Origin of the sequence: Streptomyces poonensis (assembly GCF_014650915.1) — a bacterium.
Taxonomy (GTDB): Bacteria; Actinomycetota; Actinomycetes; order Streptomycetales; family Streptomycetaceae; genus Streptomyces; species Streptomyces poonensis.
In genome coordinates this window covers 64,202-85,673 of the sequence record NZ_BMVW01000004.1, presented here as the reverse complement: position 1 = coordinate 85,673, position 21,472 = coordinate 64,202, and the positions used below count along the sequence as shown (strand labels likewise).

Here is a 21,472-nt window from a genome sequence, read left to right as displayed (position 1 = left end):
GCGGAGGAATCGCGCGGATACGAGGAGGGGACGCCCGTGTCCGGAGCACCCGGCAGTGAGCGTGTGGTCGCGGGGCGCTACCGCCTCCTGTCCCGGCTGGGCGAGGGCGGGATGGGGACGGTGTGGCGGGCCCGCGACGAGGTCCTGCAGCGCGAGGTCGCCGTCAAGGAGGTGCGCGCCCCGGCCGGGCTCCCGGCCGGCGAGGTGGAGCGGATGTACGCCCGGCTGGAGCGGGAGGCCTGGGCCGCCGCCCGGATCACGCACCGGAGCGTGGTCACCGTCTACGACGTGGCCATGGCGGACGGCCGCCCGTGGATCGTGATGGAGCTGGTCCGGGGACTGTCCCTGGCCGACGTGCTGGAGTCCGAGGGCCCGTTGCCGCCGCGGGAGGCCGCCCGGATCGGCGCCGAGGTGCTGGCCGCGCTGCGCGCCGCGCACGGGGCGGGTGTGCTGCACCGGGACGTGAAGCCCGGCAACGTGCTGATCGCCAACGACGGCCGTGTCGTCCTCACCGACTTCGGCATCGCCATGGTGGAGGGCACCTCCGCGCTCACCATGACCGGCGAGGTGATCGGCTCCCCCGAGTTCGTCGCCCCGGAGCGGGCGCTGGGCCTCCCGCCGGGCCCGGAGTCCGATCTGTGGTCGCTCGGGGTGCTGCTGTACGCGGTGGTCGAGGGCAGCTCGCCGTTCCGGCAGGACACCCCGCTGGGCACGCTGCGCGCGGTCGTCGACGCGGAGCTGCCGCCGGCGCACCGGGCCGGCCCGCTGGCCCCGGTGATCGCGGGCCTGCTGCGCAAGGACCCGGCCGAGCGCGCCCGGGCCGAGGGGACGGAGCGGGATCTGCGCCTGATCGCCTCCGGCGGCACCCCGCGCGCGGACACCGCCTCCGCCGTGCCGTACACCCCGACGGTCACCGCTGTCCCGCTCCCGGAGACCGGCCCGGGCGGGTTCGGGCCGGCGACCCCGCCGCAGCCGGCGTCCGCCGCCGTGGCCCGGACCCCCGACGCGCCGGCGGAGCCCCGCCGCAGCCGCCGGTCCGTCCTGTTCGTGATCGTGGGCATCGCCGTACTCGCCCTGGCGCTGGCCGGGCTGACGTACCGCCTGGTGAACCGCGGCGACGGGGGCGGCAAGGCGGACGGCACGGTCGGCAGCGTGCGCCCCACCGGCGGCAGCGCGGAAGAGACGGGTGGGACCAGCGGGTCCGGCGGGGACGACGAGACGGACGTGAGGGAACCCACCGGCGGCCGCACCAGCGACGAGACGGACGCCGGGAAGCCGGGCGGCAGCCCCTCCGGTACGTCCACCGGCGACCGGACGACCCCCGCGCCCGACCCGACCGTGCGGGTGACGGTCGAGGGCGCGCAGACCGAGTACGCGGGGACGTGTCCCCCGCCGGACACCGAAGTGCCCACGTTCACCGCGACGTTCACGGTGGGGCGGGTGCCCGTGGAGGTCGGCTACCGGTGGGTGACGAAGGGCGGCGAGGTGTCGGACCCCGGCTGGCGCACGCTGGAGTTCCCCGCGGACGGGGGAAAAACCCGGCAGGAGCGGGTCATCGTGACGACGTACCGCACGGACGGGACGTACGAGGACGAGATCGGCGTCGAGGTCCGCGATCCGGTGCACACGGCGTCGGACACCGTGCCGTTCTCGGTCACCTGCGAGGGGGAGCCCCCGACGGACGGGACCTCCCCCAGCACGTCCGGGTACGCGTCGGTGTCCGGCGCGGCGGTCAGGCCGCGTTCCTGAACACCGGCAGATAGCCGCCCGACTGGCCCGCGGCCGTCGGGTGGTACGACTCGCCGATGTTCAGCCAGTTGACGCTGTGCAGCCACGAGCTGCCGGAGCAGATCTCGTGACCCGTGAACGAGGAGCGCACGTCGCCGAAGGTGAAGCCGTGGTCCGCGGCACGCTTGGCGATCGCGCTGTTGAGGTGGTCGGAGGCGTTGTTGATGGCGGTGCGCTTGGCCTCGGAGAGGCCAAGGCAGGTCTGGCCGAGCTTGTAGAAGCGGGGGTAGCCGAGCACGACGACGTGGGCGCCCGGCGCCTTGGAGCGGATCGCCGTGTACACGGAGTCGAGCCGGCCGGGCAGGGTGGAGTCGACGTACGCCCGGGCCGTGTTGATGCGGGAGATGCAGGTGCTGTCGGACGAGGTGACGCAGGTGGTCATCACGTCGGCGAAGCCCGCGTCGTTGCCGCCGACGCTGATCGAGACGAGGCCGGTGGAGGAGTTCAGCGGGCCGAGCTGGTTGGCCAGGACATCGTTGGTCCGGGCGCCCGAGCAGGCCGTGAAGCTGAAGGAGGAGGGGGCGTTGGCGGCGGCCCAGAGCTGCGGGAACGCCTTGGTGCTGCGCTTGCAGTCGCCGCTGGAGCTGAGGTAGCTGCCCGCGCCGACACCGGACGAGTAGGAGTCACCGAGGGCCACGTAGCCGGTGGCCGCAGCGGTCGAGGACGCCTGCGCCGCGGCGGACCCGGTGAGGGTGACGCCGGTGGCGAGGAGGAGCGAGGTCACGTATGCCGCAATTCGGGTACGTCTCATGGAACCTCCCTTTAGCAGGATCTCTGCCACAACCGTGGTAGCAGCTACGCGTGTTGACTGGAAGTGTTCATGCCAATAATTTCCGTGTCGTGTCCTCATTCGCCCCAGGCGTTCACCGCCATTTTCATTACGCCCCTATGACAGAAACATGACAACGCTTCAACTCCCTTGAGCTGCACCCGTTGATCCCCGACGCTGTGTGCAGCCCCGGCGTGGAACGCAACACTCCGAGGCCGTGCGTGCGAAGACGCGCGCACCCCCACATGCGCGCACCCGACCCCGGGGGCGCGCTGCCTGGAGGAGGACTCCCTCGTAATGGCACAGCTGCGTAGCAACAAGATCCGGATCGCCGCTCTCACCGCCGTGACGACCGCCGCCCTCGTGGGCGGACTCACGGCACTCCCCGCCCAGGCCGCCCCGGCCGAGGGCAAGGTGCTCGCGGCCGATTCCCCCACCGCGATCAAGGGCAGCTACATCGTCACGCTCAAGAAGGGCGCGACGGGCCTGAAGGCCACGTCCAGCCAGGGCAAGAGCCTGGTCAAGACGTACGGCGGCACCGTGCAGAAGACCTTCAAGGCCGCGCTCAACGGCTACACGGCCGAGCTCTCGGCAGCCGAGGCCCGCAGACTCGCGGCCGACCCGGCCGTGGCCTCCGTCGAGCAGAACCAGACGGTCCGGGTGACGGCCACGCAGTCCAACGCCCCCTGGGGCCTGGACCGCATCGACCAGACCTCGCTGCCGCTGAACGGCACGTACACCTACCCGGACTCGGCGGGCAGCGGCGTCACCGCGTATGTCATCGACACCGGCGTCCGCATCACGCACTCCCAGATCAGCGGCCGTGCCTCCTACGGGTACGACGCCGTCGACGGCGACACCACCGCCTCCGACGGCAACGGCCACGGCACCCATGTGGCCACCACCATCGCGGGCTCGACCTACGGCGTCGCCAAGAAGGCGAAGATCGTGGCGGTCCGTGTGCTCAACAACAGCGGTTCCGGCACCACGGCCGGCGTCATCGCGGGCGTCGACTGGGTGACCGCCAACCACAGCGGCCCCTCCGTCGCCAACATGTCGCTCGGCGGCGGCGTCTCCACCTCGCTCGACAACGCCGTCCGCAACTCCATAGCCAGCGGCGTGACCTACGCCGTCGCGGCCGGCAACAGCAGCACCAGCGCCTCCTCGTCCTCCCCCGCCCGCGTCAGCGAGGCCATCACGGTGGGCGCCACCACCAGCACCGACGCGCGGGCCAGCTACTCCAACTACGGCTCGGCCCTCGACATCTTCGCGCCCGGCTCCTCGATCACGGCGGGCTGGTACACCAGCGACACCGCGACGAACACCATCTCGGGCACCTCGATGGCCACCCCGCACGTCGCGGGCGCGGCCGCCGTGTACCTCGCGGGCCACACCTCGGCCACTCCGGCCCAGGTCGCCACGGCCCTGGTGAACGGCGCCACCACGGGCAAGGTGACCAGCCCGGGCAGCGGCTCCCCGAACCGCCTGCTGAAGATCGTCCAGTAGTGCCCGGCGCGTGAGCGCCACGCTCCGACTCGCTTGACCGGCACCACAGTTCCCCGGAGGCAGCCGGCGCCTCCGGGGAACCGTCGTGTACGCCGGGGACATCCTTTGCCGGTGCATTACGAATGCGGAATCCCGGTCTTGACGCCCGCGCGCCCCCTGGGTGACATTGAAGCCCGGCATCCGGCGCTTCAGGGGGCAAAGTCGCCCATGCAGACCTTACGCATCAAGCTGCCGTCCTCGTCGGGACCGCCACCGGGGGACGACGGCCGGCCGCGGCCCGGTCCGCGCAGGGACCTGGCGGCGCTGCTCGCGGGCGGAGCCGTCACCGTCGCGGCGGCCGGCGCGCTGCTCGCGCTCACGGACACGGCCTCGCCGCTGCGCGGCCCGCTCACACTGTTCTTCCTGCTCGCCGCGCCGGGCGCCGCCATCGGTGCCGCGCTGCGCGGGCTGGCCCCTCTCGGTCGCGTCGTGACGTCCGTCGCGGGAGCGGTCGCGGTCGACCTCCTCGTCGCCCAGGCACTGCTGGCGACCCGCGCGTGGTCCGTCCGCGGCGGGATCGTGGCGGTGACCGCGATCAGTTCGCTCGTCCTCCTGCTGGTTTCGGTGCGGCGCCTGCGCGGCCGCACGGAGAGAAGACGGACCCCCTGACGTGGACATCAGCGTGTACCGCCCCGGTGAGCTGACCGCCGCCGACCGGGCGGCCTGGACCGCTCTGCAGTCCAAGGCGCATCTGCACGGCGCGCCCGAGCTGGCGAATCCTTTTCTGTCACCGGAGTTCGCCCTCGCGGTGGGCGCCTGCCGGCGCGGCGTGCGCATCGCCGTCGTCCGGGAGGACGGAGAGCCCGCCGCGTTCTTCCCGTTCCAGCGGAGCGCCACCGGTGTCGGCCGGGCCGTCGGTCTCGGCCTGTCCGACTGCCAGGGCCTGGTCCACCGCCCGGGGTTCACCTGGGACGCGCGCGAGCTGCTGCGGGCCTGCGGGCTGGCGGTGTGGGAGTTCGACCACCTGGCGGGGGGCCAGGCGCCGTTCGAGGTCCACGCCACCGGCCGCTTCCCGTCCCCCGTCATGGACCTGGAGGACGGGTACGAGGCGTATCTGGGCCGGCTGAGGGCCAGATCGGGCGGGAAGTTCGTGCGGTCGACGTTCGCGAAGGAACGCCGGCTCCAGCGGGCGACCGACGGCGAGGTGCGCTTCGTGTACGACGAGCGCGACCCGGCGGTGCTGCGCACGCTGATGGAGTGGAAGTCCGCGCAGTACCGCAGGACCGGGCGCAGCGACCGCTTCGCGCACCCGTGGATCACCCATCTCGTGCACCGGCTCTTCCACACCCGCTCCGACGCGTTCGCGGGTGTGCTGTCCGTGCTGTACGCGGACGGCAAGCCGGCCGCGGCGCACTTCGGGCTGCGCTCCGACCGGGTGCTGACGTGCTGGTTCCCGGCGTACGACCCGGCGTACGGGCGGTTCTCGCCGGGTCTGCTGCTGCATCTGCACATGGCGGAGGCGGCCGCCGCCGACGGCATCGCCTATCTGGATCTCGGGCGGGGCCAGAAGCAGTACAAGGACTCCCTGAAGACCCGTGAGATCAGCGTGTCCGAGGGCTGGGTGTCCCGCCGCCACCCGGTGGCTCTCGGCCACCGGGCCCACCGGGCCCCGGTCCGGGCGCTGCGGAACACGGTGGTGACGCGGCCGGAACTGTTCGCACCTGCGGACAGACTCCTTAAACGGATTGGCAAAATCCGTTCGAGGAGGTAACTAACGGACACAACAACAAAAACGTGGGGTCTTGTTCCAGGACTTGCCATACGTGCCGATTTATCAATATCGTCGTACATCCACTCGCGTGGGTTCATCGTTATGCGGCTCCAGGGGAGGGCTCAGGGCCGCGATGATCCCGACGCGGTGGCGCGGTAGGGGGGTGCCGTGCTCGGTGACCGTACGTCGTGCCGAGTCGTGCCGCGCGACCGACTGGTCGCGAACAGTCGGCCAGCCATGCCAGCTCACTCGGGCGTGCACGTGAGATCCACTTCGTCATGCCCTGAGTGAGGACCCCCCTTTCGAACCGGACCACACACCGGACCGTCCAGGGGCGGGCGGTCCACCGGACGAGAGGGACCAGACTCATGACCTCAGTTCTGCGCCCGGCGGTTCCCGACGACACAGCGGAGGATCCGTCCGCGGCGGCGAAGTCCAAGTACCGGCCCGTCTCCAGCCACCTGGCCATCGCGCCGCCGGTGAGCGTGGTGATCCCCGCCATGAACGAGGCGGAGAACCTGCCGTACGTCTTCAAGACGCTGCCGTCCTGGATCCACGAGGTGGTTCTCGTGGACGGCAACTCCACCGACGACACCGTCGAGGTCGCGCGGGAGCTGTGGCCGGACGTGAAGGTCGTGCGCCAGCGCGGCAAGGGCAAGGGGGATGCCCTGATCACCGGGTTCGAGGCGTGCACCGGCGACATCATCGTGATGGTCGACGCGGACGGCTCGGCCGACGGCCACGAGATCCTCAGCTATGTCTCCGCGCTGGTCTCCGGCGCCGACTTCGCCAAGGGCTCGCGGTTCGCCAACGGCGGCGGCACGGACGACATGACGCCCGTCCGCAAGCTGGGCAACCGGGCGCTGTGCGCGGTGGTGAACCGCAAGTTCGGCGCCCGCTACACCGACCTGTGCTACGGCTACAACGCGTTCTGGCGGCACTGCCTGGACAAGATCGACCTCGACTGCACCGGCTTCGAGGTGGAGACGCTGATGAACATCCGGGTCGTCAAGGCGGGCCTGAAGGTGCAGGAGATCCCGAGCCACGAGTACCTGCGCATCCACGGCGCCAGCAATCTGCGGGCCGTGCGCGACGGGCTGCGGGTGCTGAAGGTGATCCTGAAGGAACGCTCCAACCGGCGTGACCTACGGCGCCGTCCGCACGGCACGATGCTCCTCGGGACGCGGGGAGAGGCGTCTTGAGCGAGCCGGACGTCTCGGTCGTCATCTGCGTGTACACCGAGGACCGCTGGGAGGACATCCTCGCGGCGGTCGCCTCGGTGCGGGCGCAGTCCCGGCCGGCCCGGGAGATCCTGCTGGTCGTCGACCACAACCAGGTGCTTCTGGACCGGCTGGCGAAGGAGTACAAGGAGTACGCGCGATCCGGGGAGGTGCGGGTGCTCGCCAACGCGGGCCCCCGCGGCCTGTCCGCCGGCCGCAACACCGGCATCGCCGCCTCCCGCGGCGAGATCATCGCCTTCCTCGACGACGACGCCGTCGCCGAGCGGCACTGGCTGCGCTACTTCGCCGAGGGCTACACGGACCCGCGGGTGATGGCCGTCGGCGGCCGTACGGTGCCCGTCTGGGCGTCCGGCCGCCGACCGCTCTGGTTCCCCGAGGAGTTCGACTGGGTGGTGGGCGCCGCGTACAAGGGCCTGCCCACCGGCCGGGCCCCGGTCCGCAACGTGCTCGGCGGCAACGCCTCCTTCCGCCGTACGGCGTTCGACGCGGCCGGCGGCTTCGCCACCGGCATCGGGCGCGACGGCGACAAACGGCCGCTGGGCTGCGAGGAGACGGAGCTCTGCATCCGGCTCACGCGGGCCAGACCGGACGCGGTACTGCTGTTCGACGACCGCGCGGTGATCCACCACCGGGTGCCCGAGGCCCGGGAGCGCTTCGCGTACTTCCGCACCCGCACCTACGCCGAGGGCCTGTCGAAGGCCCTGGTGGCGCGGAGCGTCGGCGCGGACAAGGGCCTGGAGTCGGAACGCCGGTACACCACCCGGGTGCTGCCCGCGGGGGTCGCCCGCGGGCTGCGCGACGCGGTGCTGGCCCGGCCGGGCGGCGCGGGCCGGGCGGGCGCGATCGTCACCGGGGTACTGACGGCGGCGGGCGGGTACGTCGTCGGGAGCGTCCGGGCGCGCAGGAACGGGACGGCCTTCTCCGTCGCGGACATAGACGCCGACGTCGTGGACATCGACGCCGGCAAGGAGGGCTCGGCATGAGCGAGACGGCTGTCCCGATCCTCATGTACCACGCGGTCGCGTCCGCGCCGAACGACGCGACCCGGGTGCTGTCCGTCGCCCCCGAGGCGTTCGCCGAGCAGATGGCGCTGCTCGGGGACCGTGGTTTCACCCCGGTCACCACGGCCGAGCTGGCGGAGCACTGGCGCTCCGGCGGCCCGCTCCCCGAGCGGCCGGTCCTCATCACCTTCGACGACGGTTACGAGGGCGTGCACCGGCACTGTCTGCCGGTGCTCACCGAGCACGGCTTCCGGGCCTCGCTGTTCGTCTCGACGGCCTGGATCAAGGGCGCGCACGACAACGGCGCCGCCCCCGACGCCATGCTCGACTGGGAGCAGGTGCGCCGGCTCGCGGACGCGGGCGTCGAGATCGGCGGGCACAGCCACGCGCATCCGCAGCTGGACCAGCTGACCGACGACGAGCTGTGGTCCGAGGTGCTGCGCTGCAAGGAGATCATCGCGGACGAACTGGGCTCCCGCCCCGTCTCGTTCGCGTACCCGTACGGCTACTCCAGCCGCCGGGTGCGGCGCACGGTGCGCGCGGCGGGCTTCGCGCAGTCGCTCGCGGTCGGCAACGGTCTCGCGCGGCGCCGCCAGGGCCCGTACGCCCTGGAACGGGTGACCGTGCGCCGGACCACCTCGATCGAGGAGTTCGAACGGCTCGTCGAGGGCCGTGCGATCGCCCGCAACTTCGCCAGGGACCGGGCCCTCACCAAGGGGTACGCCATGGTCCGCAGAGCACGACAGGTCCGGAAGGCACTCCGTTCCCGTGTCTGACACGACCACCACCGCCGAGGCCGGCACCGCCGCCACGACCGGGGCACCCGAGGAGCGGTCCGGGCGGCGGTTACGGCTGCCCGGACTGGGCGACGGGCCGGGCGGCAGCCAGCTGTTCCGCAACGCCTACGCCCTGATGCTCAACACCGGCATCTCCGCGGTGCTGGGGCTGGGCTTCTGGCTGGCCGCCGCCCGCTACTACTCGGAGGCCTCGGTCGGCCAGGGCTCCGCCGCCATCGCCGCGATGAAGTTCATCGCCGGTCTGGCCGCGCTGACCCTGACGGGCGCCCTGGCCCGGTTCATCCCCGTGGCGGGCGCCGGCACCGGGCGGCTCATCCTCCGCACGTACGTCGGGAGTTCGGTCGCCGTGGCGCTGGCCGCCGGGGTGTTCCTGCTGACCCTGGGGCTGTGGGGGCCCTCGTACCGCTTCCTGCACGACCCCCTTCTCGCCCTGGTGTTCGTGCTGGCGGTGGTCGCGTGGTCGCTGCTCACCCTTCAGGACGGGGTGCTGACCGGGCTGCGCAGCGCGCTGTGGGTGCCGGTGGGCAACACCGTGTTCTCCGCGGTGAAGCTGGTGCTGCTGGTGGTGTTCGCGGCCTCGGTCCCGACCATGGGCGTGTTCGTGTCGTGGATCGCCGCGATCGCGGTGTCGGTGCTGCCGCTGGGCTGGCTCGTCTTCCGGCGGCTGGTGCCCCGGCACGTGAAGGCGACCGAGGGGCACGCGCAACCGCCGTCCCTGCGGGAGATCGGGCGGTTCCTCGCCGGCGACTACACCGGCTCGCTGTTCTCGCTCGCCGTCGTCTACCTCGTCCCGGTGATCGTCGCCGCCCAGGTCAGCTCCGCCGACAACGCGTACTTCTACATCACCACGACCATCGGCGGCACGGTCAACCTGCTCGCCATCAACATGGGCGCCTCGCTGACCGTCGAAGGCTCCCACGACCCGTCACGGCTCGCTGCCGACACCCGTGCGGCGCTGAGGCGGATGGCCCGCATCATGCTGCCGGTGTGCGGGGTGCTGTTCTTCGGGGCACCGTGGATCCTGGCCGTGTTCGGGCAGGGGTACGCGGACGCGGCGACCCCGCTGCTGCGCTGGTTCGCCCTGGGCGCGCTGCTGCGGGTCGTGATGGAGACGTACTTCGCGGTGCTGCGCGCCCAGAGCCGTACCGCCGGACTGGCCTGGCTCCAGGGCCTGCTGTGCCTGCTGGTGCTCGGCCTGACGCTGCTGCTCCTGCCCCGGATGGGCCTGACCGGCGCGGGCGTCGCGGAGATCATCAGCCTTTCGGTGATCGTCCTGATCGCCGCGCCGAAACTGTACGCCATCGTGCGGACCGCGCCGCCCGCCGCGCCGCCCGAGGACGCGCCGCCGGACGGCGACCTCGCCGACATCGGCTCGGTCACGAAGCGGCGGAGCCCCACCTGGGCGCGCCGCCTCGACGCCGACACGATCGCGCTCGGCATCCATCTCGACTTCGACCACCAGGAACGGCGGCCGGACGTACGGCCCGGCCCCGGCACCCCGCCGGCCGGGACACCCGGCGAGCGGACCGAGCACCCGCCGGCGTGGGCGCTCCGGGTTCCGGACCGGGTACCGGAGGCACCGCCTGAGACGGAGACACCCCAGACACCTCAAGCGCCTCAGACACCTAAGGCACCTAAGGCACCTCAGGCACCTCAGGCACCTCAGATCCATGAGACCTCCGTCGAGGCTCCGGTGGAGACCTCCGTCGAGGCCTCGGGCCCGACAGAGGCACCCGTAAGCGCCGGTCCCGCCGCTCCCCGGACCCTGCGGGAGCGGCTGCGCCCCACGCGGTCGGGCCTGGTGCTCGGCTGTCTGCTGTTCTCCGCGCTGCTGCTGTACTGGGTGCCGGCGCTCGCGCTCGACGACACCGCCCTGGACGGGATGGGCGGGCTCGGGCTGGTCTCGGTGCTGCCCACGCCGACGCTCGTCGGCGCCGGACTGCTGGCCGTGGTGTTCGCCACGCTGCTGTGGACGGCCCGCGAGCGCAGGGGGCTGCTGCTCGTCACACTGCTGGCGACCGTGGTGTCACTGCACGCGCTGCCCGCGGTCGTCGAGACGGAGCCGCGGTTCCCGACGGCCTGGCAGCACCTCGGGTTCATCGACTACATCGACCGGACCGGCGAGACCGTGCCGGACCTGGACGCGCGCTGGAGCTGGCCGGGCTTCTTCGCGGCGGCCGCGTTCGTGGCGAAGGCCTGCGGCATCACGGACCTCACCGAGGTCATCCGCTGGTGGCCGCTCACCGTCCAGCTGCTGTACCTGGCGCCGATGTTCCTGATCACCCGCTCCATGCGGGCCAGCTGGCGGGCGAAGTGGACCGGCGTGTGGATCTTCGTGCTCGGCGGCTGGGTCGGCCAGGACTACTTCTCCCCGCAGGGCTTCACGTACCTCCTCTACCTGGTCTTCGTGGCGATCCTGCTCGTGTGGTTCCGTGCCCCGCGCATGCTGTGGGGCACGGCCCGCCCGGGCGAGGCGGAGGTCGAGCCGACCGACCGCCGGCAGCGCACGGTGCTGCTGGCGGTGCTGATCGCGCTGTTCGCGGCGACCGTCCCGGCGCACCAGCTCACGCCGTTCGTGATGCTGGGCGTGCTCACGGTCCTCGTCCTGATCGGCCGCTCGGAGCTGCGCGGGCTGCCGATCCTGTTCGGGGTGCTGGTCACCGTGTGGATCGGCTTCCTGGCCGAGCCCTACTGGTCCGGGCACTTCGACGAGCTGTTCGGCGGCATCGGCGGCGTCGGCGGCAATGTCTCGTCGTCCGTCTCCGGCCGGATCGCCGAGGGCAGCTCCACGCACAAGCTCGTGCTGTACACACGCGTGGCGCTGGCCGGCACGGTGATGGCGCTGGCCTGCTGGGGCTGGTGGCGCCGCCGCGACCACGGCTACCGCGAACGGTCGCTGCCGGTGCTGGCGTTCGTCCCGTTCCTGGGCTTCGGCATGCAGTCGTACGGCGGCGAGATGGCGCTGCGCGTCTTCATGTTCGCGCTGCCCGGCGCGGCCCTGCTCGCCGGACTCGCCCTGTTCCCGCGTACCGGGGTCACCGCGAAGGAGCGCGACAAGGACCAGGTGAGCCTCGCCCCGCTGGCCGCGCTGCTGGCGGGTCTCGTCCTGCTGGGCGGCTTCCTGGTGGCCCGCTGGGGCAACGAGCCGTTCGAGCGGACCCGTACGGGCGAGGTCGCGGCCATGGAGTACGTGTACGCGCACGACGACCCGACGGTGCGGCTGCTGTGGCTGAGCACCGACCCGGTGAACGACGTGACCCCCGCGATGCCGTGGGGCGCCCGGGACATGGAGAAGGTCGAGTACGTGCCCACCCTGGCGCCCGGCGACCCCGTACTGGTGTCGGGCCTGGTCAAGGCGCTGAAGGACGCGGGACCGAACTCGTATCTGATGGTCAACCGCAGCCAGGTGGTCTACCTCCAGCTGGACGCCGGCTACTCGACGACGTGGGAGCCACGGCTCCTGCACCACCTCGACGCCCGCGAGGAGCTGAGGCGGGTGTACGCCAACGAGGACGTCACGATGTACGCCCTGCGCGAGGAGCCGGACGGGCCGGTCGCACGGGCGGAACCGGGGCCGGCCGGGCCCCGGGTGACCTGGACCCCGTGGTCGGTCGTGGGCGGGCTCGCCGCGGTGGCGCTGATCGTGCTGCTGGCGGCCCGTGAGGTCGTCCGCGTCGCGCTGCGCCCCAGCGTGCGGCAACTGCGGTGGCTGCAGAGCAGCTTCTGGTTCGCCCTGCCGCTGCTGGCGGTGCTGCTGGCCTCGCTGGTGCAGCGGTTCCTGACGATGGGAGGCGCTCCGTAGCGCCCGGGAGGCATGAGGGACGACGGGTACGAGGTGAAGGGGCTCAGCGGCTGAGCCACTTCACCTCGTACGCGCCCATGTCGAACCGCCGGCCGTCGACCTCCGCGCTGATCTTCCGGTCGAGCGTGTTGACCACGAGCACCGCCTCGTCGTCCGCGAGGACGCGGACGTTGGGCTTGTCGTCGTCGGCCACGGAGACGGACTCGTACGCCGTCCCCGGCGGGAACTCCTCGTTGAAGCGGGAGAGCAGGCCGTACATCGGCAGCGCCTTGCCGCCGCCGGAGGCGTTCGTCGGGGTCCACAGGCAGCCGGCACAGTCGGAGCCGGCGGATCCGTCCTCCTTCTCCGGGTTCCAGTAGGAGCCGGAGGTGGCGCCGCCGCGGGCCATGGCCATCAGTCCCGCGGCGTGGACGGCGACGCGCCGGGTCTCGGACCAGCCGTCGCGGTCGTCGTTCGCGTCGGCCGGTTCCACGTAGTACTCGGACCACCACAGGGGCAGGTCGCCGATGCGCTCGCGCACCCAGCGGCCGACCGCCGTGAACTTGTCGGTGGCCGCGAACTCGTCGGGCAGCAGCTCGTCGTCCCTGGTGTAGCTGGACCCGTCGACGACGACGAAGTCCGCACCCGCCTTGTGCTTGTTCCAGTACTCGAAGGCGTCGAGGACCCGGCGGTCCAGCGCGCCCCACGGGCCCTTCAGGGTCTTGGACGCGTCGTGGTCGCGCGGGTCGAGGCTGTCCATCACCAGGTAGGGGCCGCCCACCATGATGTCCTCGTTGACCTGCTTCAACGCCTGGTGGACGCGGTTGTACAGCTCGGTGTAGCCCTCCTGGTCCCAGCGGTCCTCGGAGTCGTTCCAGAAGCCCTTGAACTCGTTCCAGACGATGAAGTGCCGTACGTCCGGATAGCGTTTGGCGACGGTCGCGGCGAGCGCGGCGAAGTCGTCGAAGTGCTCGGGATCCGGGGCCGACTCCAGGGAGGCCATGCTCCAGTTGGTGTTGTCGGAGCCGGACCGGCCGCCCTTCATCCAGTCCGGCGCGCAGCACAGGGTGACGACGGGGATGCCGCCGGAGGCGCGGACGAAGTCGATGCGCCGGTCCAGGTCGTCGAAGTCGTAGCGGCCCTTGACCGGTTCGGGGTTGCCCGCGCCCCAGCCCATGATGTGCTGGATCTGCGGCATCGGCCGCGCGCGGAGTCGGTCCGCCACGCGCCGCGTGGCCTTGTCGCTGCCCCGGTCGGCGCTGAACTGGGTGTGGGTGAAGCCCCAGCCGACGTCGGGTCCCAGGTCGTCGGGCGGAACGGCCGGAGTCCCGTGCACCTTGTCCCCCTCCGGTGAGGTGCCCGCGGTGCTGCCGCCGTCCCCGGGCAGTGTGTTGATCAGGGTCAGCACCAGCGCCAGGGCCACCACCGCCACGCCGAGCAGCGCGGCGAGCCGCCACCGCGGTACCCCCGAATTCCACCCATGACGTCGCATCGAGGGCAACAGTAACCGGCTGGTTCGGCACCCGGACAGGCCCGCTCTGCGACGGCCCCGTAACAGGACGACCCACCGGCGACAGAGGGCACTTCAGCACCTGAAGTGATCACCGGCATCAGGAGTACGGCACTGTGCGGCGCCCCGCACGCCGGGAGATCCCGGTGCACGGGTGACACTTCCGGCGCACTGCGGAAAGCGGATGCACGGGCGCGTCCCGTGACGGATCATGGCGGCATGTCTGCGAACCCACACGAGGCTCTGCCGATCCGGCTCAACGTCGACGACAGCGACTCGCCCTCGGACGTCGTCGACGCGCTGTTCCTCGGCCGCTTCGCGACGGGCGAGCAGCCGTTCGCGCACGCGGCCAACATCGACCGGGTGCGGTCCGGGGCGAGCCTGATGCCGCCGGGCGCCCGGGTGCTGCGCTCGGCCCGCGACGACGACCGCAGCGCGACGCTCGCGGAGGGCGACGGCTGGACGCTGCTGATCTCCCGCTGGAACCGGGGCGCCGACGTCACGGTCACGGCGACCAGCGCCGAACTGGCCGAGAAGGTCCTCGGCCAGGCCACCGACGGCGCGGCGGACGAGCCGGAGCCCCAGCCGAACGACGTGACGATGGGTTTCTGGTACGTGTCGCCGCGGCGCGGTCCGCACCGTACGACGCGCCGGATCTCCGCGGGCACCTGGGACGAGGTCCGTGCCAACTACACGGCACCGGTCGCGGACGCCCTGGACCGGCTGATGAAGACGACCCCGGAGGACATCGCGGGACGCCTCCTGCTGCTGCACGGGCCGCCCGGCACGGGCAAGACGTCCGCCCTGCGCACGCTCGCCCGCTCCTGGCGCGACTGGTGCCAGGTGGACTGTGTGCTGGACCCCGAGCGGCTCTTCTCCGACGTCGGCTATCTGATGGACATCGCGATCGGCGAGGAGGACGCGGCGGGCAAGGGCCGCTGGCGGCTGCTGCTGCTGGAGGACTGCGACGAGCTGATCCGCGGCGAGGCCAAGCACACGGCGGGCCAGGCGCTGTCCCGGCTGCTGAACCTCACCGACGGCCTGCTGGGCCAGGGCCGCAACGTCCTGGTGGGCGTCACCACCAACGAGGACCTGGAGCGCCTGCACCCGGCCGTGGTCCGCCCCGGCCGCTGCCTCGCCCGTATCGAGGTCGGCCCGCTGACCCGGCAGGAGGCCGTGAACTGGCTGGGCACCGAGGAAGGTGTGGGCCGCGACGGGGCCACGCTGGCGGAGCTGTACGCGCTGCGCCGGGGCATCCCGCCGGCGTCACTGCCGGAGCCGCGAGGCGGGGCGGACGCGGGGCTGTACCTGTAACGGGCGCCGTAACGGGTGCTTTCATGGGGGTATGACCCTGTTCGTCGGAACGTCGGGCTGGCAGTACAAGGACTGGCGCGGCCTCCTGTACCCGGACGGGACACCCGCGCGGCTCTGGCTGGAGGAGTACGCGGCGCACTTCGCCACGGTCGAGAGCAACAACGCCTTCTACCGCCTGCCGTCGTACGAGACCTTCGACGCCTGGCGGGAGCGTACGCCGCCGGACTTCGTGGTCGCCGTCAAGGCCAGCCGCTTCCTGACCCACGTCAAGCGGCTGAAGGAACCCGAGGAGCCCGTGCACCGTCTGATGAGCCACGCCGCCGGGCTCGGCGACCGGCTCGGGCCCGTGCTGCTCCAGCTGCCGCCCACGTTGCGCCGATCCCGGCCTCCTCGACGACTGTCTCGCCCGCTTCCCGGCCGGGACCCGGGTCGCGGTCGAGCCGCGCCACGACTCCTGGTGGGCGCCCGCCGTGCGGGACGTACTGGAGGCCCGGAACGCCGCGCTGTGCTGGGCCGATGTCCTGTCCCGCCCGGTGACCCCGCTGTGGCGGACCGCCGGCTGGGGGTACGTCCGCTTCCACACGGGGCGCGCCCGGCCGTGGCCGCGCTACGGGCGGCGGGCCCTGGTGAGCTGGGTGCGGCGGATCGCGGAGACCTGGCCCGACGACCGTGATGCGTACGCGTACTTCAACAACGATCCGGGCGGCGCGGCGGTCCTGGACGCCATGGTCTTCGCCCGCGTGGCGGCCGCGGCGGGGCTGACGGTCACGCGCACCCCGGTCCGCCTGCCGTCGCTGTCACCACCGCCGCCGACGCCGGTGACAGCGACGGCGACGGACGCGGCGGCGCGGCGAGGGGCGGGCGAGGCCGGGCGCCCTCAGTCCCCGTAGGCCGCCCGCAGGGCGTCGCGCACCGCGGCGAGCGCGTCGGGCTCGGCCAGTCCGAGCCGCCGTGCGCGCTCGGCGTACGCCTGTGCGGCGGCCGCGGCCTCGCGGTCCGCGGCGGAGCCGGCCGCGGCGACGAACGTGCCGTTGCGGCCCCGGGTCTCGATCACCCCGTCCGTCTCCAGGGCGCGGTAGGCCTTGGCGACCGTGCCCGCGGCCACCCCCAACTGCTCCGCCAGACCGCGTACGGTCGGCAGGCGGTAGCCCACCGGGAGGGCGCCGGAGCGTGCCTGCTCGGAGATCTGGGCGCGCACCTGCTCGTACGGCGCGGGTCCCTCGGTGATGTCGATCTTCAGGGTCACGAGGCGATTGTCCCGTACCCGCCGGAGAAAAATGAGAGGCATCCGTCTGCGGCCTGCACGTAGCGTGCGCACACATGACCGTCATCGTGCGCGATCTCCGGCCCGGGGCGGGGGCCGACGTCGAGGGCTTCGCCCGGGTGCGGCGGCTGGCCCTGCCCTTCATGCTGGCCACCCCGGCATCCGTCGCCCATACCCTCACCCACGCTCATCCGGACGCCCGTTTCCGGCAGTTGATCGCCGAGGAGGACGGTGAGGTCATCGGCACGGCGCAGGTGCACGTCGTGCATGACAGCCCGGACCCCGGCCAGGGCAGCGCGAATGTGTACGTACACCCGGGACGGACGCGGCGTGGGGCGGGTGCGCTCCTCGTCCGCGCCGCCGAGGAGTACCTGGCGGGTCACGGCGTGACCAAGGTGTACTCGTGGGTGCTGGACGAGCCGGGCAACCGCGCGTTCGCCGAGCGGCGCGGCTACCGGGCGAGCCGCTCCGCGCACTTCCTGCGGCTGGACCTGGTGCACGGGACGCTGCCCCCGCTCCCGGACCTCCCGCCGGGCGTCGTGCTGCGCACGGCCGCCGACTTCGCGGACGATCCGCGTCCGCTGTTCGAGCTGGACGTGGAGGCCTCTGCGGACGAACCGGGCGACATCGAGCACGAGTTGGCGGACTACGAGGCCTGGCTCGACGAGACCTGGCGGCATCCCCTCCTCGACCGCGACCTGACCTGCGTCGCGGTGGCCGACGGCCGGCCGGTGGCCTTCAGCGTGGCCTACACGGACGGCGACGGCCGCTACGGCACCGCGATGACCGGCACCGCCCGCTCCCACCGCGGCCGGGGCCTGGCCAAGCTGGCCAAGAGCCACTCGCTGCACCGGGCCCGCGCGGCCGGCTGCACGGAGGCCTTCACGGGCAACGACACGGGCAACGGCCCTATGATCGCGATCAACAAGTGGTTCGGGTACGAGATCTGTGCGACGGAGGTGCGGCATGTCCGCGAACTCGGCTGATCGGGCGGGCCTTTGGGACGTGGTGCTCGTCAAGGCGGGCCGTACGAAGATCCGTTACCCGGCCGAGCTGGTCGGCGACGACGGCACCCGCGTCACCGTGCGCGCCCCGTGGGCGGGTGCCGGCGTCCGCGACTTCGGCTTCGTCCGCTTCGAACCGGGCGACGTCTTCACGGAGCACTACTGGCGAGACCGGTGGTACGCGGTGAAGGAGGTCCGCGACGGGCAGGGCACCCTGAAGGGCTGGTACTGCGACGTCACCCGCCCGGCCGTGGTCTCCGGCACGGAGCTCGTCGTCGAGGACCTCGACCTGGACCTGTGGTGCTCCGCGGACGGTACCGCCGTACTGCGTCTGGACGAGGACGAGTTCGAGGCGAGCGGCCTGGCGGCCACGGACCCGGCGGCCACGTCCGCCGCCCGCTCGGCCCTGGACGAGCTGGAACTCCTCGCCCGGCGGCAGGACGCCTTCGAGTCGCTCCTCGGCTGAAGACACGCGTGCCGCGCACGGTATGCGGTATGCGGCATGCCGTGTGCCGCATACCGCTCTAGAACACCGCCACCACCGCGTACCGCCGGTCCCCCACCTCCCTCCCCCACAGCCTCGCGTCGTCCGACAGGCACTCCAGCCGTACCTCGGGCGCGAGGGGCGCGAGCAGGTCCATGAGCCGCTCCGCGGACACGCCGACCGGGGACACCGTCCCCCACACGCCCTCCACCAGGACGAGCCGCCCTCCGGGGCGCAGCAGCCCGCGCCAGTGCCGCAGCACACGCGCCGGGTCCGGAAGGGTCCACAGCACATGGCGTACGAGGACCACGTCGAAGCGCTCCTCCCCCACCGGCGGTGCCGCCGCGTCACCGACGACGAACGCCGCGTCACGGCCCGCCAGTTTGGCGCGGGCCAGACCCACCATGGCCGGGGAGAGGTCCACCCCGGTGACCCGGTGGCCGTGCTCGGAGGCGAGGAGTGCCAGACTGCCCGTACCGCAGCCCAGGTCCAGCACGTCGCAGGGGCGCGCGGGCAGCCAGGCGCGCAGCCGGGCCGCCCAGGCGTCGCGCACCACGGGGTCGCGCAGACCGTGGTCGGGCTCGTCGTCGAACGTGGCGGACTCCACGTCCCAGTCGATGTCGCTGGTCATGACGTCAGGGTGACACCCGCCACTGACAGCCGGATCGTGACAGCCGCCACTGACAGGGCGGGAGGCGGTGCGGAACCCTCCCCGGAAGGCCTAGCTCCGCCGGAACGCGGAACCCGGTAAGGCCACGAGGAGGCAGTCATGCGCCGCAGTACCGTGCACAAGCCCCTGAGGAAGCCCGAGTCCCGCCGGGCGCGGGACGAGGCGGCCGACGAGCGGCCGGCCGGGCGTCCGGAGGTGCGCAAGGACGTCGCGCGGACGTGGTGGCCGGACGGCTGAGCACGGCTCGGACGCGTCGTCGGTCGTGTACACAGCGGTACGGACCTGAGCGCAGTCTGATCACTTCCTTAACGCCGCCATAAGGATCTTCCTCACCCGCCTCGAACAGGCGATCTCGCGGTGACCCGGGGCTAGTTTCGGATCACCCCCACGGGATTCCCCAGCGGTTCCAGCCGCGCATCGCACCGTTTCGAGGAGTTCTTCATGCCCGCACCCCGCAAGGCTGCCGCCGTCGCCGCCGTCGGCCTGACCCCGCTCGCCCTGACCGCGCTGGCCGCCGCGCCCGCGTCCGCGCACGGTTCGATGGGCGACCCGGTCAGCCGGGTCTCGCAGTGCTTCGCGGAGGGCCCCGAGAACCCGCGGTCGGCCGCGTGCAAGGCGGCGGTCGCGGCCGGCGGCACCCAGGCGCTCTACGACTGGAACGGCGTGCGCATCGGCGACGTCGGCGGCCGCCACCAGGAGGTCATCCCGGACGGGGAGCTGTGCAGCGCCGGCAACGACGCGTTCAAGGGCCTCGACCTGGCCCGCGCCGACTGGCCTGCGACGAGCGTGAGCAGCGGCTCGTACACGTTCAAGTACCGGGTCACCGCCCAGCACAAGGGCACCTTCAAGGTCTACCTCACCAAGGAGGGGTACGACCCCGCCCAGCCGCTCACCTGGGACGACCTGGACCTGTCGAGCCCGGTGGCGACGGCCACCGACCCGGTCGCGTCGAACGGCTTCTACACGTTCTCCGGCACGCTCCCCGAGCGGTCCGGCAAGCACCTCCTGTACGCGGTCTGGCAGCGTTCGGACAGCCCGGAGGCCTTCTACTCCTGCTCCGACGTGTCCTTCGGCGGCGACAGCGCGACCGGCGGCAGCAACAGCGGCAGCACCTCGTCGGACGACGCGGCCGCCGCACCGGCGCCGTCCGCGTCCGCCCCGACCGACGAGCAGATCGAGGACGGCAACGCCCTGTCGACCGTCGAGCACCACGGCCACGGGGACGACGACCCCGAGACGACTACGGACCCGACCACAGCCACGGGCGCGGACGAGGACCAGGACGAAGCCGAGACCGCCGAGACCGCCGAGGCCGCCTCGGACACCGGCTCCGGTTCGGGCACCGCCAACGACGCCCGGCCCGCGGGCGCCGCCGAGAACCTCGCCGAGACCGGCGGCGACAGCATGACCCCGTACGTGGCTGTCGGCGGCGCGGCCGTCCTGGCGCTCGGGTCCTCGATCCTGTTCGCCTCGACCCGCCGCCGCGCGGCGGCCGCCGGCCGGCACGGCCGCTGACGGCCGCTGGACGGCCGCCACGACCGCTGGACGGCGGCGGCCGTGGCGGCTTGCTCCCGGGGTCTGTCCGGCGGCTCAGGCCGGACAGACCCCGGCGCATGTCGTCACGTGGTCACATCGTCAGGTCGTCAGGTCCTCACGTCGTCACCAGGCGGGCCGCACGGGCCCGTTGGGCGCGATGCGCAGCAGACACCCGTGCAGTGCCCGTATCTCTTCCTCGCCGAGGGCGTCGGCCCACGGCCGTACGGCGTCCGCCGCCGCCTCCTCCGCGGCCCGCGTGCACGCCCACCCGCGCTCGGTGAGGACCACCAGCCGGGCCCGGGCGTCCCCGGGGTGCGGCCGCCGCTCCACATAGCCCTTGCGCACGAGTTCGTCGACGACCTGGCTGGCCGCCTGCTTGGTCACTCCCAGGTGGACGGCGAGGTCGGTGACCGTGGCGCCGCCCGCGGCGAGCCGCGTGAACGCGAAGCCGTGCATCGGGCGCACCCCTTCGAACCCGCGGGCGACGACCCCGTCGTGGATACGCCGGGTCAGCTCACCGGCCGTGGCGAGCAGGACGGCGGACAGGGCCAGGGCGTCGGAGTTCTGCACGAAGGCATTGAAACATCTCCCGCCCTTGACGCATTGGTCAAGCTGCTTGACCATATAGTCAAATTGCTTGACCATCTGCCAGGCGTTCACGGAGGTCCGCCATGCCCGTTGTCCGTTCGTCCGATTCCGTCGTGCACGAGATCCACGGCGCCCGTTTCGTCTCGTACGCCGCTCCCCGCACCGGCAGCCGGGAACTGTGCGCCTGGCGGGGAGAGGTACCGGCCGGGACGAAGGCGCCCGTGCACACCGTCAACCGGGAGGAGATTCTCCATCTGCTCGACGGGGAACTGCTCGTCACCCTCGACGGCGTCGCCGAGCGGATCACGGCCGGGGACACCGTGATCGTCCCCTCCGGCGCCGCCTTCGGGGTCGAGAACCCGGGCGAGGGGACCGCCGTCACCTGGGTCGCCACATCGGTCGGACTGGAGGCCCGGCTCGCGGACGGTACGCACCTCGTGCCGCCGTGGGCCAACTGACCACGGCTCAC

At 72.4% G+C, this 21,472-nt stretch carries 19 protein-coding genes and 1 pseudogene; 15 read left to right on the top strand and 5 right to left on the bottom strand.

Annotated elements, in window-relative coordinates; all coding sequences use genetic code 11:
* Positions 1-36 precede the first annotated feature (36 nt).
* Positions 37-1,749, top strand: coding sequence for a serine/threonine-protein kinase (locus IE242_RS13185; RefSeq protein ID WP_229858903.1), 1,713 nt, complete (start codon positions 37-39; stop codon positions 1,747-1,749).
* Here IE242_RS13185 and IE242_RS13180 read toward each other — a convergent pair.
* Entirely contained in the window at positions 1,733-2,539 is an 807-nt protein-coding gene (locus IE242_RS13180) for an SGNH/GDSL hydrolase family protein (RefSeq protein WP_189858658.1), read from the bottom strand. The genes IE242_RS13185 and IE242_RS13180 overlap by 17 nt on opposite strands.
* 315 nt (positions 2,540-2,854) lie before the next feature.
* On the opposite strand from IE242_RS13180, the gene IE242_RS13175 reads away from it, so the two are divergent.
* The 7 genes from IE242_RS13175 (at position 2,855) to IE242_RS13145 (ending at position 12,654) form a co-directional block, all read left to right on the top strand.
* A complete protein-coding gene (locus tag IE242_RS13175) occupies positions 2,855-4,063 on the top strand; it encodes a S8 family peptidase (RefSeq protein ID WP_189858656.1) in 1,209 nt (402 codons plus the stop codon).
* A 207-nt stretch (positions 4,064-4,270) separates the two neighbouring features.
* A complete protein-coding gene (locus tag IE242_RS13170; protein ID WP_189858654.1) occupies positions 4,271-4,711 on the top strand; it encodes a hypothetical protein in 441 nt (146 codons plus the stop codon).
* Position 4,712: 1 nt separating this feature from the next.
* Positions 4,713-5,813 carry a GNAT family N-acetyltransferase gene (locus IE242_RS13165; protein WP_189858652.1) on the top strand — a complete coding sequence of 367 codons (1,101 nt, stop codon included), beginning with the start codon at positions 4,713-4,715 and terminating at the stop codon, positions 5,811-5,813.
* Between the two features lie 368 nt (positions 5,814-6,181).
* Positions 6,182-7,015, top strand: a complete 834-nt coding sequence (locus IE242_RS13160; protein WP_189858650.1) for a glycosyltransferase family 2 protein — start codon at positions 6,182-6,184, stop codon at positions 7,013-7,015.
* Positions 7,012-8,037, top strand: a complete 1,026-nt coding sequence (locus IE242_RS13155; protein WP_189858648.1) for a glycosyltransferase family 2 protein — start codon at positions 7,012-7,014, stop codon at positions 8,035-8,037. The genes IE242_RS13160 and IE242_RS13155 overlap by 4 nt, the downstream gene beginning before the upstream one ends.
* Entirely contained in the window at positions 8,034-8,831 is a 798-nt protein-coding gene (locus IE242_RS13150; protein ID WP_189858646.1) for a polysaccharide deacetylase family protein, read from the top strand. Before IE242_RS13155 ends, IE242_RS13150 begins: the two co-directional genes overlap by 4 nt.
* Positions 8,824-12,654, top strand: a complete 3,831-nt coding sequence (locus IE242_RS13145) for a lipopolysaccharide biosynthesis protein (protein WP_189858644.1) — start codon at positions 8,824-8,826, stop codon at positions 12,652-12,654. The genes IE242_RS13150 and IE242_RS13145 overlap by 8 nt, the downstream gene beginning before the upstream one ends.
* Before the next feature lie 43 nt (positions 12,655-12,697).
* Here the strand turns inward: IE242_RS13145 and IE242_RS13140 are convergent, their stop codons facing one another.
* A complete protein-coding gene (locus IE242_RS13140; protein WP_189858642.1) occupies positions 12,698-14,125 on the bottom strand; it encodes a GH39 family glycosyl hydrolase in 1,428 nt (475 codons plus the stop codon).
* A 237-nt stretch (positions 14,126-14,362) separates the two neighbouring features.
* Here IE242_RS13140 and IE242_RS13135 point away from each other — a divergent pair, with 237 nt between their 5' ends.
* The gene (locus IE242_RS13135; RefSeq protein WP_189858640.1) at positions 14,363-15,457 is read left to right on the top strand and encodes a DUF5925 domain-containing protein; all 1,095 of its coding nucleotides are present in this window, start codon (positions 14,363-14,365) and stop codon (positions 15,455-15,457) included.
* Positions 15,458-15,488: 31 nt separating this feature from the next.
* Positions 15,489-16,347, top strand: a pseudogene (locus IE242_RS13130) (DUF72 domain-containing protein).
* On the opposite strand, the gene IE242_RS13125 reads toward IE242_RS13130, so the two are convergent.
* On the bottom strand, positions 16,335-16,703 hold the full coding sequence (locus IE242_RS13125) for a GntR family transcriptional regulator (RefSeq protein ID WP_189858638.1): 369 nt from the start codon (positions 16,701-16,703) through the stop codon (positions 16,335-16,337). The pseudogene IE242_RS13130 and the gene IE242_RS13125 overlap by 13 nt on opposite strands.
* Positions 16,704-16,777: 74 nt before the next feature.
* Between IE242_RS13125 and IE242_RS13120 the strand changes: the two genes are divergently transcribed.
* The gene (locus tag IE242_RS13120; RefSeq protein ID WP_189858636.1) at positions 16,778-17,707 is read left to right on the top strand and encodes a GNAT family N-acetyltransferase; all 930 of its coding nucleotides are present in this window, start codon (positions 16,778-16,780) and stop codon (positions 17,705-17,707) included.
* Positions 17,688-18,191 (top strand): ribonuclease FAU-1 family protein, encoded by a 504-nt coding sequence (locus IE242_RS13115; RefSeq protein ID WP_189858634.1) that lies wholly within the window; start codon positions 17,688-17,690, stop codon positions 18,189-18,191. Before IE242_RS13120 ends, IE242_RS13115 begins: the two co-directional genes overlap by 20 nt.
* A 58-nt stretch (positions 18,192-18,249) precedes the next feature.
* Here the strand turns inward: IE242_RS13115 and IE242_RS13110 are convergent, their stop codons facing one another.
* The gene (locus tag IE242_RS13110; protein ID WP_189858633.1) at positions 18,250-18,840 is read right to left on the bottom strand and encodes a class I SAM-dependent methyltransferase; all 591 of its coding nucleotides are present in this window, start codon (positions 18,838-18,840) and stop codon (positions 18,250-18,252) included.
* Positions 18,841-18,978: 138 nt separating this feature from the next.
* On the opposite strand from IE242_RS13110, the gene IE242_RS13105 reads away from it, so the two are divergent.
* Together IE242_RS13105 and IE242_RS13100 are read left to right on the top strand one after the other, a co-directional pair.
* Entirely contained in the window at positions 18,979-19,116 is a 138-nt protein-coding gene (locus tag IE242_RS13105) for a hypothetical protein (protein ID WP_189858630.1), read from the top strand.
* A 204-nt stretch (positions 19,117-19,320) separates the two neighbouring features.
* Positions 19,321-20,394, top strand: coding sequence for a lytic polysaccharide monooxygenase (locus IE242_RS13100; RefSeq protein ID WP_189858628.1), 1,074 nt, complete (start codon positions 19,321-19,323; stop codon positions 20,392-20,394).
* Positions 20,395-20,538: 144 nt separating this feature from the next.
* Here the strand turns inward: IE242_RS13100 and IE242_RS13095 are convergent, their stop codons facing one another.
* The gene (locus IE242_RS13095) at positions 20,539-20,985 is read right to left on the bottom strand and encodes a MarR family winged helix-turn-helix transcriptional regulator (RefSeq protein WP_189858626.1); all 447 of its coding nucleotides are present in this window, start codon (positions 20,983-20,985) and stop codon (positions 20,539-20,541) included.
* Between the two features lie 101 nt (positions 20,986-21,086).
* Here IE242_RS13095 and IE242_RS13090 point away from each other — a divergent pair, with 101 nt between their 5' ends.
* Positions 21,087-21,461 carry a cupin domain-containing protein gene (locus IE242_RS13090; protein WP_189858624.1) on the top strand — a complete coding sequence of 125 codons (375 nt, stop codon included), beginning with the start codon at positions 21,087-21,089 and terminating at the stop codon, positions 21,459-21,461.
* Positions 21,462-21,472: the final 11 nt, after the last annotated feature.